This window comes from Sphingobium sp. B8D3A (genome assembly GCF_025961995.1).
Lineage (GTDB): Bacteria > Pseudomonadota > Alphaproteobacteria > Sphingomonadales > Sphingomonadaceae > Sphingobium.
In genome coordinates, this window is sequence record NZ_JAOQOS010000001.1 from 1,424,672 (window position 1) to 1,438,169 (window position 13,498).

13 protein-coding genes are annotated in these 13,498 nt (G+C 65.0%); 4 read left to right on the forward strand and 9 right to left on the reverse strand.

Features of this window, described 5'->3' with window-relative positions; genetic code table 11:
• Window positions 1-14 precede the first annotated feature (14 nt).
• From phoB to M2342_RS06655, 8 genes are all read right to left on the reverse strand, one after another.
• Complete coding sequence (phoB, locus tag M2342_RS06620; RefSeq protein ID WP_181560147.1) at window positions 15-710, reverse strand: phosphate regulon transcriptional regulator PhoB; 696 nt, start codon at window positions 708-710, stop codon at window positions 15-17.
• Between the two features lie 3 nt (window positions 711-713).
• Window positions 714-1,412 (reverse strand): phosphate signaling complex protein PhoU, encoded by a 699-nt coding sequence (phoU, locus tag M2342_RS06625; protein ID WP_181560146.1) that lies wholly within the window; start codon window positions 1,410-1,412, stop codon window positions 714-716.
• A gap of 31 nt (window positions 1,413-1,443) precedes the next feature.
• The gene (gene pstB / locus M2342_RS06630) at window positions 1,444-2,226 is read right to left on the reverse strand and encodes a phosphate ABC transporter ATP-binding protein PstB (protein ID WP_181560145.1); all 783 of its coding nucleotides are present in this window, start codon (window positions 2,224-2,226) and stop codon (window positions 1,444-1,446) included.
• The gene (gene pstA / locus M2342_RS06635) at window positions 2,220-3,512 is read right to left on the reverse strand and encodes a phosphate ABC transporter permease PstA (RefSeq protein ID WP_264578500.1); all 1,293 of its coding nucleotides are present in this window, start codon (window positions 3,510-3,512) and stop codon (window positions 2,220-2,222) included. The genes pstB and pstA overlap by 7 nt, the downstream gene beginning before the upstream one ends.
• A complete protein-coding gene (pstC, locus tag M2342_RS06640; RefSeq protein ID WP_264578501.1) occupies window positions 3,509-4,891 on the reverse strand; it encodes a phosphate ABC transporter permease subunit PstC in 1,383 nt (460 codons plus the stop codon). Before pstC ends, pstA begins: the two co-directional genes overlap by 4 nt.
• A gap of 77 nt (window positions 4,892-4,968) precedes the next feature.
• Window positions 4,969-6,003, reverse strand: a complete 1,035-nt coding sequence (locus tag M2342_RS06645) for a substrate-binding domain-containing protein (protein ID WP_264578502.1) — start codon at window positions 6,001-6,003, stop codon at window positions 4,969-4,971.
• 80 nt (window positions 6,004-6,083) lie between these two features.
• A complete protein-coding gene (locus M2342_RS06650; protein WP_264578503.1) occupies window positions 6,084-7,373 on the reverse strand; it encodes a sensor histidine kinase in 1,290 nt (429 codons plus the stop codon).
• 69 nt (window positions 7,374-7,442) lie between these two features.
• Window positions 7,443-8,117, reverse strand: coding sequence for an HAD-IA family hydrolase (locus M2342_RS06655; RefSeq protein ID WP_264578504.1), 675 nt, complete (start codon window positions 8,115-8,117; stop codon window positions 7,443-7,445).
• A gap of 167 nt (window positions 8,118-8,284) precedes the next feature.
• Here M2342_RS06655 and glmU point away from each other — a divergent pair, with 167 nt between their 5' ends.
• From glmU to glmS, 4 genes are all read left to right on the forward strand, one after another.
• Complete coding sequence (gene glmU / locus M2342_RS06660) at window positions 8,285-9,601, forward strand: bifunctional UDP-N-acetylglucosamine diphosphorylase/glucosamine-1-phosphate N-acetyltransferase GlmU (RefSeq protein WP_264580006.1); 1,317 nt, start codon at window positions 8,285-8,287, stop codon at window positions 9,599-9,601.
• 344 nt (window positions 9,602-9,945) lie between these two features.
• Complete coding sequence (locus M2342_RS06665) at window positions 9,946-10,206, forward strand: ribbon-helix-helix protein, CopG family (RefSeq protein WP_264573219.1); 261 nt, start codon at window positions 9,946-9,948, stop codon at window positions 10,204-10,206.
• Window positions 10,203-10,571, forward strand: coding sequence for a type II toxin-antitoxin system VapC family toxin (locus M2342_RS06670; RefSeq protein ID WP_264578505.1), 369 nt, complete (start codon window positions 10,203-10,205; stop codon window positions 10,569-10,571). Before M2342_RS06665 ends, M2342_RS06670 begins: the two co-directional genes overlap by 4 nt.
• A gap of 20 nt (window positions 10,572-10,591) precedes the next feature.
• On the forward strand, window positions 10,592-12,415 hold the full coding sequence (gene glmS / locus M2342_RS06675; protein WP_181560138.1) for a glutamine--fructose-6-phosphate transaminase (isomerizing): 1,824 nt from the start codon (window positions 10,592-10,594) through the stop codon (window positions 12,413-12,415).
• 423 nt (window positions 12,416-12,838) lie between these two features.
• On the opposite strand, the gene M2342_RS06680 is transcribed toward glmS, so the two are convergent.
• Window positions 12,839-13,477, reverse strand: coding sequence for a tyrosine-type recombinase/integrase (locus tag M2342_RS06680; protein ID WP_264578506.1), 639 nt, complete (start codon window positions 13,475-13,477; stop codon window positions 12,839-12,841).
• Between the last annotated feature and the right edge of the window lie 21 nt (window positions 13,478-13,498).

Below are 13,498 nucleotides of genomic sequence, written 5' to 3' on the forward strand. Positions count from 1 at the left end.
CTGACAGCGCGCGGTCAGGCTGCGTCGGCATCCAGCGAATAGCCGGCTGAGCGGACGGTGCGGATGATGTCCGGCAGGCCGCCGGCATTCACGGCCTTGCGCAGCCGGCGAATATGGACATCGACGGTGCGCAGTTCGATCTCGCTGTCCTGCCCCCAAACGCTGTCGAGCAGGCGCTCGCGGGAGAACACCCAGCCGGGATGTTCGAGCAGATGGCGCAGCAGGCGGAACTCGGTGGGGCCGAGCGCGACGAGTTGCCCGGCGCGCCGCACCTTGTGGGCCACCGTATCCATTTCCAGATCTGCAAAGGTCAGAACCTCGCCGGCGAGGGCAGGGCGGACGCGGCGCAGCACAGCGTTGACGCGGGCGATCAACTCGCGCGGGCTGAACGGCTTGGTGACATAATCGTCAGCGCCGGTTTCGAGGCCCCGCACGCGGTCTTCCTCCTCCCCGCGCGCGGTGAGCATGATGATCGGGACGTTGGCCGTCTCCGGCATCCGCCGCAGGCGCCGGCAGACCTCGATGCCGGAGAGATTCTCCACCATCCAGTCGAGCAGCACGATGTCCGGCGTGCTCTCCTGCGCCAGAATGAGCGCTTCCTCGCCGTCGGGCGTCTGCGTGACGTCGAAGTCTTCGCGCTGGAAGTGCCAGATGAGCAGTTCCGCCAGCGCCGCATCGTCCTCGACGAGCAACATCTTTGCGCGGACCACCACTCAGTCCTCCGCCAGCAGATCGACTGACGTTCCCTTCTCCCGCTCCGGCGGCTTGGCGCCGGTCGCGACGTAATGGACCATCTCGGCGATGTTGGTGGCGTGGTCGCCGATGCGCTCCAGATTCTTGGCGATGAAGAGCACATGCGCGCTCTCGGAGATCATCTTCTGGTTCTCCATCATGAACGTCACCATGGTGCGGAAGATGGAATTGTAGAAATCGTCCACCGCCCGGTCCCGCTCGATCACGGCCAGCGCCTGCTGCGCATCGCGCGCGGCGAAGGCATCGAGCGCGGACTTGACCATCTCGCGGGCGATCTGCGCCATGGAGGGGAGCAGCGAGAGCGGCTCCATGCGGCTGGAGGCCGTCACCGTCTCCACGCGCTTGGCGATGTTCTTGGCATAATCGGCCATGCGCTCGACGATGCCGGCGATCTTGAGCACCGCGATGATCTCGCGCAGGTCGTCCGCCATCGGCGCGCGCAGGGCGATGGTCTGCACCACCAGCCGCTCGATATGCGCGTCCAGCTCGTCGATCCGCGCATCGCCGGCGACAACGCTCTTGGCGAGTGCCACATCGCGCGTCGTCAGCGCCTTGATGGCATTGTCGATGGCATCCTCGGTGAGGCCGCCCATCTCGGCGATCAGCGCCCGCAGGGCGTTGATGTCGTCGTCGAAGGCCTTGAGCGTGTGTTCCGTCATAGCTCGTTCCTGTCCATCCAATCGGCCGATGTCAGCCGTAGCGTCCGGTGATGTAATCCTTGGTGCGCTCTTCTCGCGGGTTGGTGAAGATTTCGGTCGTCGGCCCCTGTTCCACAAGCTTGCCCAAGTGGAAGAAGGCCGTCCGCTGGGAGACGCGCGCCGCCTGCTGCATGTTATGCGTTACGATCACGATGGCGTAGTTGCCGCGCAGCTCCAGGATCAGCTCCTCGATCTTGGCGGTGGCGATCGGGTCGAGCGCCGAGCAGGGCTCGTCCATCAGGATCACTTCCGGGTCCACGGCAATCGCGCGCGCAATGCACAGGCGCTGCTGCTGGCCGCCCGAGAGCGCGGTGCCGCTCTCGTTGAGGCGGTCCTTCACTTCCTCCCACAGGCCGGCGCGGCGCAGCGACTTCTCGACAACCTGATCGAGGTCGCTCTTGCTGGCGGCAAGGCCGTGGATGCGCGGCCCATAGGCGATGTTCTCATAGATCGACTTGGGGAAGGGATTGGGCTTCTGGAACACCATGCCCACCCGTGCGCGCAACTGCACCACGTCCATGCCGGAGGCGTAGATGTCCTGCCCGTCGAGCGTGATCTCGCCCTCCACCCGCGCGCTTGCAACCGTATCGTTCATGCGGTTGAGCGTGCGCAGGAAGGTGGATTTGCCGCAGCCCGAGGGGCCGATGAAGGCCGTCACATTGTCGAGGTTCACATCGATCGAGACATTGTCGATCGCCTGCTTGTCACCATAGAAGACCTTGACGCCGCGAGCGGACATCTTGGGTGCGCTGGTCTGCATATCGGCCATTACCATTTCTTCTCGAATTTGTTGCGCAGGAAGATCGCGATGCTGTTCATCGTGAGCAGGAACGCCAGCAGCACGATGATTGCGGCGGAGGTCTTTTCAATGAAGCCCCGGCCCACTTCGTCCGACCACAGGAAGATCTGCACCGGCAGCACGGTGGCGGGATCGGTGAAGCCGCCCGGCGGCTGCGAGACGAAGGCGCGCATGCCGATCATCAGCAGTGGCGCGGTCTCGCCAAGCGCGCGGGCCATGCCGATGATCGTGCCGGTGAGAATGCCGGGCAGGGCCAGCGGCAGCACATGGTGGAAGACCACCTGCACCGGGGAGGCGCCGATGCCGAGCGCCGCATCGCGGATGGAGGGCGGCACGGCCTTGATGGCATTGCGCCCGGCGATGACGATGACCGGCATGGTCATCAGCGCCAGCGTCATGCCGCCGACCAGCGGTGCGGAGCGGGGCAGGTGCATCACATTGAGGAAGATGGCGAGGCCAAGCAGGCCGAAGATGATCGAGGGCACCGCCGCCAGATTGTTGATCGACACTTCAATGAGGTCGGTCCAGCGATTGCGCGGGGCATATTCTTCCAGATAGAGCGCGGCGAACACGCCGATGGGGAAGCTCAGCGCGAGCGTGATCACCATCGTGATCAGCGAGCCCTTGAGTGCGCCCCAGATGCCGACCATGGTCGGGTCCGTGCCATCGCTGCCGGTGAGGAAGCCGATGTTGAAGGCGGTCGAGAGCGCGCCGGCATCGCCGAGCTTGGCGACCAATGCCTCATCGGCGGGCGTGCCGTCGCTCTTCATCGCCACGTCCAGGCCGGTCGAGGCGGGGAGGTTCACCGTGGCCTTGCGCTGGAGAATGGTCGGATCGCTGATGATCGCCTTGCGCAGGGTGAGCACGGCGTTGGGCGAGAGGATCTGGGTCTCGGGGAGGCCGAACGCCTCCCTCGTGGCCTGCTCCAGCACCGCCGGCAGATTGGCACTGGCCAGCGCCTGCTCGGGGTTGGTCGCAAGCACCGCCGGATCGATCAGCGCGGGCGAGCGCGGGAAATCGATGGGCACGGCGACTTCCGTCTGCGTGAAGCCGCGCAGGCCATTGCCCATCATCGAGATGAGCAGGAAGGCAAGGAAGCCTGCCGAAACCAGCACGGCGGCCATGCCCCACAGGCGGAACCGGCGCTCGGCGGCGTAACGGCGCGCAATGCGGCGCTTCATCGCATCGCCGCGCCAGTCGGTCGGCACCCGTTCGGCGCGGTCGCTGGCCGCAGCCCGGTCGAGAACAGTCTCGCCGCTCATTCGTAAGCCTCCCGATATTTCTTCACGACCCGCAGGGCGACGATGTTGAGCAGCAATGTGACGACGAACAGCACCAGCCCGAGCGCGAAGGCGGCGAGCGTCTTGGCACTGTCGAATTCCTGGTCACCGGTCAGGAGCTGGACCATCTGGGTGGTCACGGTCGTCACGCTGGAGAAAGGATTGAGGGTGAGGTTGGCGGCAAGGCCGGCCGCCATCACCACGATCATGGTCTCGCCAATCGCGCGGCTCACGGCGAGCAGCACGCCGCCAACGACGCCGGGTAGCGCGGCGGGGATCAGCACCTTGCGGATCGTCTCGCTGGTCGTCGCGCCCATGGCGAGGCTGCCGTCGCGCATCGATTGCGGCACGGCGGCGATGCTGTCGTCCGCCATGGAGGAGACGAAGGGGATGATCATGATGCCCATCACGAGGCCCGCGGCCAACGCGCTCTCGGAGGATGCATTGGAAATGCCGAGCGAGACCGCGAGGCTGCGCAGCGCCGGCGCGACGGTCAGCGCCGCGAAATAACCATAGACCACCGTCGGAACGCCGGCGAGCACCTCAAGAATGGGCTTCATCCACTTGCGGGTCGTCGGGCGGGCATATTGGGTGAGGTAGATGGCGCTCATCAGCCCGAGCGGAATGGCGACGATCATGGCGATGATGGCGCCAATGAATATCGTGCCCCAGAACAGCGGCACTGCGCCAAAGGCGTCCTCATTGCCATAGCCCATCGCGGCCGATTGCGGGCTCCAGTTGAGGCCGAACAGGAAGTTGAATGGGTTGACCATCGAGAAGAAGCGCATCGATTCAAACACCAGCGAGGCGACGATGCCGGCGGTGGTGACGATGGCGATCAGCGAGGCGCCGAGCAGCGACCACATCACCACCTTCTCGACGCGGTGGCGGGCGGTGAAGGCGGGGCGCACGCGCGAGAGGGCATAGGCGCCGCAGGCGAAGGCCAGGATCGCGGCGAGGATCGCGCCCATGGTCGAATAGCGCGTCGTCGCGACGCGATAGGGTTCGACCAGCTCCGTGGCTTGCGGATTGAAGGCGGCGGCCTGCGACCCGGTGGCAATGGACTGTGCTTCGGCGAGGATCGCGTTGCGGGAGAAATCGTCGGTGGGCAGGCTCTGGGCTGCGGGCGTAGCCAGCACCGAGTCCGCGATCAGCGCGGGCATCACATTCGCCCAGACCGCGAGGAAGGCGAAGGCCGGCAGCATGGTCCATAGCGCGACATACCAGCCATGCTGGGTGGGGCGGCTGTTGGTCGCGAGACGACCGACTTCCGCCTGCAGCCGGGTGGCGCGTGCTCGGGCGATGATCCAGCCGATCACCCCAAGCGCGCCTATGATCAGGACGATCATTACGCCGGTCATTCGCTCATACCCCTTTGGCCATTAAACCTGGCAGGAACCGGTGGCGGCAGCGCGCCGTCACCGGTTGGATTGTCCGATCAGTGCAGTTCGTCGCCGTTCAGCACGGTGAGGTTTGCGATGCGCTCGGCATTGGCCGTGCGCACATCCTCGGGCGCGGCGACCATGCCACGGCGGGCCAGCGCGCCATCGGGTGCCCAGTTCTTGGCGAAGGCTTCCATATAGGCCTTGAGGCCCGGAATGGCCGCGAGATGGGCCTTCTTCATATAGATGTAGAGCGGACGGGCACCGGGATAGGAGCCGCCGGCGACGGTTTCATAAGTGGCTTCCTGGCCGTTGATGGCAATGTCGCGCACCGTGTCGCGATTGGCCTCGAGGAAGGAGAAGCCGAAGATGCCGACCGCATCGGGATTGGCATTCAGCTTCTGCACGATCAGATTGTCATTCTCGCCGGCATCGACATAGGCGCCGTCCTCGCGGATCTGCGTGCAGAGCTGCTTGTGCTTGTCTTCATCCTTGGCCTTGAGTTCCTTCATGGCCGGGTCGGTGTCGCAGCCCGGGGTCAGGATCAGCTCGGCCAGCGAATCGCGCGTGCCGGAGGTCGAGGGCGGGCCGAAGACGGAGATGGCAATGGCAGGCAGCGAGGGGTCGATGTCCTGCCAGGTCTTGGCCTTGTTCGGGCCCTTGCCATAGGGATTGGCGGCCAGCGCTTCATAGACCTGCTTGGTGGTCAGCGCGATCTTGGGGCCCTTCACGGATTCCGCCAGCGCCAGGCCATCCAGGCCGATCTGGATTTCGATGATCTCGTTGACGCCGTTTGCCTTGCACGCCTCGAACTCGGATTTCTTCATCCGGCGGGAGGCGTTGGCAATATCCGGGTTCTGGGCGCCGACGCCCTTGCAGAACAGGCTGATGCCGGCACCGGTGCCGGTGGATTCGATGATCGGCGCTTTCATGCCGGGATTGTCATTCTGGAAGAGGCGCACTGCCTCCTGCGCGAAGGGATAGACAGTGGACGAGCCGACAGCGCGGATCTGATCGCGCGCGCCGCCACCGGGCTGGTTCTGGCAGGCCGCGAGCATGAGCAGGGACGCGGCGAAAAATGCGTGACGCATGGACTGGTCTCCGGGAGGCGCTTGTGTTGCCCGGCGTCGCCTTAGAACCGGGTTCCTCGCGCCTCTGTGACGTTTCTGTTTCACTTTTGTGACTCGGCCACCCCGGCAGGTGCGGCCCGGGTGGTGCCGGCCGCAGCGTCTTCGCCCGCAAGAGCGCGGAAGACCGGCAGTTCCACCCGCACGGTGGTGCCCACGCCGACCTTGCTGTCGAACTGAAGAATTCCGCCATGGCGCTGCACGATGTGCTTCACGATGGCGAGGCCGAGGCCCGTTCCGCCCATCGCGCGGCTGCGGCTTGAGTCGATTCGGTAGAAGCGCTCGGTGAGGCGGGGGAGGTGTTCGGGCGGAATGCCCTCGCCCTGATCGCTCACCGCCAGGAGCACCATGTTGCGCTCATGCGGAGCGGCCCGCACCATCACCGCCGTGCCGGCCGCGCCATATTTGAGCGCATTGCTGATGAGGTTGTGAAGCAGCTGGCTCAACTGCGCACGGTCGCCACGGACCGGCGGCAAGTCCGGGTCGACCTGCGTCACGATATCCTGCCCGCGCTTGTTCTGCCCCTGGCGGAAGACCTGCACCACTTCCTCCACCAGCGGGGCGAAGGCCACCGGCTGGTCGGGCGAGCGATATTTGTCCGCCTCGATGCGGGAGAGGGACATGAGATCGTCCACCAGCCGCTGCATCCGCCGCGCCTCGCCATCCATGATGGTGAGGAAACGTTCGCGGGTGGCCGCATCGGCGCCCGCGACCGGGTCGCGCAGGGTTTCGATGAAGCCGAGGATGCCGGCCAGCGGTGTGCGCAGCTCATGGCTGGCATTGGCGACGAAATCCACGCGCATCCGCTCGGCGGCCTGCTTGTCGCTCTGGTCGAACAGCAAGGCGAGCAGGCGGCCGTTGGCAATCGGCTGAATGTCGAGCGCCCAGCTTTGGCCAGCGGCGCCCAGGCCGATGATGTCAACGCGGGCGGGGGCCTGCGCCTGATTGGGGCCGGTGAGCAGATCGATCGCGGCCGGGTGGCGCAGTGCCAGCCGCACGTCCTGCCCGATGATGTGGCGGCCGAGCAGCGCCAGCGCGGCGTCATTGCAGCGCTCGATCCGCCCGCGCTCCACGATCAGGCTCGGATGCGGCAGGGCCTGGAGCAGGGTGTCGATCTGGCTGAGGCTCGCGCCATTCGCGTCAGGCGCAGGTGCCGAGATCAGGGACGGCGTTGCGCGGCGCTCCAGCGCATCGAAGAGCAGCGCGACGCCGAACAGGCAGGCCACCGCCGAGGTCAACGTGGCTTCCGCGCTGCCGGTCAGGGCATAGACGATGACGGTCGCGAGGGCCCCCGTCAGCAGCAAAATCCAGATCGAGCGATCGACGCGGGCCATGGCCACCCCGTAGATGATTCGCACTGCCAGCGCGATTCCAAAGATCGCGGCGCTGGGGCAGTGAGGGACTTAGACCGCCCAGCGCTCCAGCAGCGGCACCAGCTCGTCATAATGGTCGATACCGGCATCCGCGCCGATCTCTTCCGCCGTGCAGGGCACGAAGCCGAAGCTGACCGCAATCGAGGGGATGGCAGCAGCGCGGGCGGCCAGCGTGTCATTGTCGGTATCGCCCAGGAAGATGGTGCGCCCGCCGCCGGCCTTCTCCACCATGTCGAGCAGCAGATCGGGCAGCGGCTTCATCCGGTTGGGGCCGAGCGTGTCGCCGCCGACGATGGCGGCGAAGCGGGGGGTGAGGCCGAGCTGATCGAGCAGACTGCGCGCCAGCGCCTCGCGCTTGTTGGTGCAGATGGCCAGTCGCACCCCGCGCGCGGAGAGTGCGTCCATGGCTTCGATCAGGCCCGGATAGGGCTGGGTATGCACCGCGATGTTGGCGGCATAATGGTCCAGCAGGATCGGCAGCAGCGCATCGACCAGCGCCTCGTCCTGCTCGCCCGATTCCTGCAGTGCCCGCGCCAGCATGCGCCGCGCGCCCTTGCCGATGAACGGGCGGATGGTCTCGACCGGAAAGGGGCCGTAACCGCGCGTGGCGAGCGCATGATTGACGGCGGCGGTCAGGTCCGCGCCGGTATCCAGCAGCGTGCCGTCAAGATCGAAGCCGACAAGGTCGAAAGCAAAGGTGGTCATCGCTGCCCCATGCCTTCTGGGCAGTGGCGCGATCAAGTCAAACATGGCAAGGCTTGCCTGCCCTGTCCTGATCGCCCCTCGATCTCGCCAACAAGAGAGTGCCCGTGCCCGATCCGATCAACCGCCCGCTTGCCGTTATCATTCTTGCTGCCGGCCAGGGGACGCGCATGAAGTCGGCCAGGCACAAGGTGCTGCATCCGCTCGCTGGCCGCCCGATGCTGCTCCACCTGCTGGCAAGCGCCGGCGCGCTCGATCCGGCGCGGCAGATCGTCGTGGTCGGCGCCGGGCGCGAGCAGGTGGAGGCCGCCGTGGCCGGTCGCGGGATCGACATCGCGGTGCAGGCCGAACAGCTCGGCACGGGCCATGCCGTTGCGCAGAGCGCGGCGGCGCTGCAGGGCTTTGCGGGCGATGTGCTCATTCTCTACGGCGATGTGCCGCTGGTCCGCGCCGAGACCATGCGGGCGATGATCGCGCGCCTGCATGAGGATGATGCGCCGGCCTGCGTCGTGCTCGGCTTCCGCCCGCGCGATCCCGCCGCTTATGGCCGCATCATCGCCACTGCCGATGGACGCATTGGCAAGATGGTCGAGTATAAGGACGCGACCGAGGCCGAGCGCGCCGAGGATCTCTGTAATTCCGGCCTGATGGCCGTGCGCGCGGAGGATCTGTTCGCGCTGCTCGATCGGGTCAGCAATGACAATGCGGCGGGCGAATATTATCTGCCGGATATCGTGATGCTCGCTGCCGTTGACGGGCGGGCGAGCGCGGTCATCGAGACGAGCGCGGATGAGGTCGCCGGCGTGAACAGCCGGGCAGAACTGGCGGCGGTCGAGGCGAGCTGGCAGCAGGCGCGGCGTGCGGAGGCAATGCGCGACGGGGTGACGCTGGTCGCGCCGGAGACGGTGTTTTTCGCCTACGACACCGCTCTTGGCCGCGACGTGACCGTCGAGCCCAATGTCGTCTTCGCCCCCGGCGTGGTGGTGGAGGAGGGCGCGACGATCCATGCCTTCAGCCATTTGGAGGGCGCCCATGTCGGCCGCGATGCTTCGGTGGGGCCGTTTGCGCGGCTGCGGCCCGGCGCGCGGCTGGGTGAAAAGACCAAGGTCGGCAATTTCGTCGAGATCAAGAAGGCCGTGCTGGGCGCGGGGAGCAAGGTGAACCATCTCTCCTATGTCGGCGACGCGCAGGTGGGCGAGGCGGTAAACATCGGTGCCGGCACGATCACCTGCAACTATGACGGCTATTTCAAGCACGAAACAGTGATCGGCGACCGCGCCTTTATCGGCTCCAACAGCGCCCTGATCGCGCCGGTGCGGATCGGCCGGGATGCCATCGTCGCGGCAGGCAGCGCCGTCTCGCGCGATGTCGGGGACGGAGAGCTTCGTCTGGTCCGCGCGGAACAGTTCGTGAAGCCGGGCTGGGCCGATCGCTTCCATGACGCGATGCGCAAAAAGAAAAGTGCGGCGCACAAGAAAGATAGCTGAGGCCCCCTGCCATCCGGTGGCATTTTATCGACGAACCGAGGAAAAATTCTGCGCGATTGTCGAAAATGTCCAATCGCCCTGGCAGCATTTTTGAGAGGGTCGAGCCCAGCAGATGAGCAGCGATCCTTCGTGGGACGCAATCGGCGTTGCCCGATTGTGGGGAGTGCAGCGCTGATCATCGATCCTTATCGGCGCGAGCCGAACCTGTCCGTGGGAAATGCGCCTCCGGGTGCATTTGGGCAGTTGGGATAGGAAAGAGGGCGGCCAGCTATGTGGTTCGCCCTCTTTTCTTGCGTGGCCGAGGCGCGCATTGACATGATATCACGATATGATATCAATATATCATGCGCTTCCTGGCTGACCTTTCCGACGACGATGTGAAGTGGCTTGAGGAGCAGGCCGCGCAGCAGGGGACATCCCGCGCGGCAATCCTCCGCGAGGCCGTCAGCAGCTATCGTGCCGCCCAGTCCATGCAGGGAGTGGAGCGTTTTTTCGGCCTCTGGGCACAGCATGGCTCATCGGTGGATGGGCTGGCCTATGAACGTCGCGCCCGTGGCGAGTGGGATCGGGATTGGGAGAGCGCCGAGGGCGCACCTCAACCGTGAGCGAGTTCTACTTCGACACCAATATTCTCATCGATGCGCTTCATGAACGCCCGCAGGCTTGGGCGGAACTGCAGCGCGCTCGTCGTCCGTGGATCAGCCGGATCAGCTGGATCGAGATCATGGCCGGCGCCCCGGAGGGGCTCCATGCCGAGACGGAGCGCTTTCTGGACCTGTTCGCGATCGCGGAAGTGACCGAGGAAGTCGGGCGGCGGGCCGCCTCGCTTCGGCAGCAGCGCGGTTCGCTTAAATTGCCCGATGCCATCATTCTCGCTTCGGCCCAGTTGAGCGGGCGCATATTGGTGACGCGCAACAGCAGGGATTTCCCGGCCAATATGCCGGGCATCCGCATCCCCTACACGATCTGAATTCAAGGAAGGCTCACCCCATGTGCGGAATCATCGGCATCGTCGGCACGCAGGATGTTGCGGAGCGCCTGCTCGACGGGCTGCGGCGGCTCGAATATCGCGGCTATGATTCCGCCGGCGTCGCTACAATCGTGGATGGCCGGATCGAGCGGCGGCGGGCCGAGGGCAAGCTCGTCAATCTTGCCCGCGTGCTGGCCGCCGAGCCGCTGGCGGGCGCGACCGGCATCGCCCACACCCGCTGGGCCACCCATGGCGCGCCGACCACGAGCAACGCGCACCCCCATGCGACGGACGAGGTCGCGGTGGTCCACAATGGCATCATCGAGAATTTCAAGGCGCTGCGCGATGAGCTGATCGGGCGCGGGCGGGTGTTCGCCAGCGAGACCGATACTGAGGTCGTCGCGCATCTGGTGAGCGAACTGGTCGAGCAGGGCGCCTCGCCGCAGGAGGCGGTGAAGCAGGTGCTGCCTCGTCTGCACGGCGCTTTTGCGCTCGCTATTCTGTTCCGTCGTCACCCCGATCTGTTGATCGGCGCGCGCCTTGGCTCGCCGTTGGTGGTCGGCCATGGCGATGGCGAGACCTACCTAGGGTCGGACGCGCTGGCGCTGGCCCCGCTCACCCAGCGCATCGCCTATCTGGACGAGGGCGACTGGGTGGTGGTGACGCGCGAGGGTGCGCAGGTGTTCGACCGGGCCAACAATCCCGTCGAGCGCGCGGTCACCATCTCCGGCGTGTCCGGTGCGATGATCGATAAGGGCAATCACCGCCACTTCATGCTCAAGGAGATTTACGAGCAGCCGGTGGTGGTCGCCCAGACGCTGCGCAGCTACCTCCGGCGGATCGACGACACGCTCTCCCTGCCGATCCCGGACTTCGACCTGTCTGCCATCGGCCGGGTCACGATTGTCGCGTGCGGCACCAGTTTCTATGCCGGCATGGTCGCCAAATACTGGTTCGAGCAGTTCGCGCGCGTGCCGGTCGATCTCGATTTCGCCTCGGAATTTCGCTATCGCGAGCCGGTGATGGAGGCGGGCGGCCTTGCCCTCTTCATCTCCCAATCCGGCGAGACCGCCGATACGCTCGCGGCGTTGCGCCATGCCAAGGCGGAAGGGCAGAAGATCGCCGTCGTCGTCAACGTGCCGACCAGCTCGATGGCGCGTGAGGCGGACCTGCTGCTGCCGACCCATGCCGGGCCGGAGATCGGGGTCGCCTCGACCAAGGCCTTCACCTGCCAGCTTGCCGTGCTCGCCGCGCTCGCGGCCAATCTCGCCCGCGCCAAGGGACGGCTAACGCGCGCGGAAGAGCAGCGGATCGTCGGCCATCTGGCCGAGGCCCCTGCCGCGATCAATCAGGCGCTGATGCAGGACGAGGCGATCCAGGCCCTCGCGCCGCACATCGCGCCCGCGCGGGACGTGCTCTATCTGGGGCGCGGCACCGATTATCCGTTGGCTCTCGAAGGTGCGCTGAAGCTCAAGGAAATCAGCTACATCCATGCCGAAGGTTATGCGGCGGGTGAAATGAAGCATGGCCCCATCGCGCTGATCGACGAGGCGGTGCCGGTCATCGTCATCGCGCCCTCAGGCCCGCTGTTCGAGAAGACCGTCTCCAACATGCAGGAAGTGCAGGCCCGCGGCGGCAAGGTCGTGCTGATCTCGGACGAGGAGGGCATCGCCGCCGCCGGTGAAGGCTGCCTTGCCACACTCGCGCTCCCCAAGGTCCACCCCCTCATCGCGCCGATGGTCTATGCCGTGCCCGTGCAACTCCTCGCCTACCACGTCGCGGTGCTCAAGGGCACGGACGTGGACCAGCCCCGGAATTTGGCGAAGAGCGTGACGGTGGAGTAGGTTCGACGTTGCGGGCGGACCGTGGCCTCTTGTGGCGCAGGCCGATTTTGTATCTCGATACCGAGATAAGGCACTTCGCTGACCTTCTGCTTTCCTTTCGGCGATCCACCGTTTTCGGTAAAAATACGACGTTCAGCGCAGCAAATCTGAGCGACTGGGTCTGGTCGGGAGCCGCCTACAAAGCTGATGTTCGATCGTTCGAGAGCACCACCCTCTCCTTTGGCCCGCGTTCCTGACCGGAACCTTCTCCCTTAATCCACCGTTAATCATCTTAAAATAGCATCGCGACTTGACGGGTGCTATTTGTGCTGCGTCGCAACAGAAAATCGGGTAAGCATATGATAATATATGATTTTGTATGTTACATTATAACTAATAATGTAACATGCTGCAACCCCAACTGTGTTAATTCTCAACTTCTGATTAATTAATGATCCCACTTTGCGGGGTGGAACCGATGCGGGCGGCGCGCCTTCGCCCAGGCTTGGCGGCCCTGTGATATCGAGCGCCCCACATGCGGCTGGCGATTTCCAGTTCCTCTCGGCCTACCGCGCCTGTGTAAATTGCCGTGGTGCTGATGTCTGAATGGCCCATCCACTTTTGCACCATGTTCAGCGGCACGCCCGAATGCACGGCTGATACGCCAAAACCATGTCGGAAGCCTCGGGCCGTTGCCTGCAACCCTTCGATCCCCGCCGACTTCATCAAGCTATTGATTTTTCGCCAGGCTGTCATGCGCGACCAGGTCCAGAGTGCACCCTCTTCATCGCCGCCATGGACATCGTGGATCAGTTTCACGAGATCCATCGGTGCAGGCACAGCGCGATAAATCCCCCTGCGACGCTTCTTGAGACTTTCGATGATGATGCATTGAGAGCTCAGGTCTATGCTCTTCAGGGTCAACGCCAGCGCCTCCGATATCCGGCATCCCGTGACAGCGAGGACCATGCAGAAAGTATAGGTTTCCGGTGCATCCTCCGACGCGCGCGAAAGCACGGCCGCGCGCTCCTCGTGAGTCAGATATTTGCGGCCACCGTCACCGGCAAACACCATGCTCAGCATGCCAACACCTCCGATGTCGTG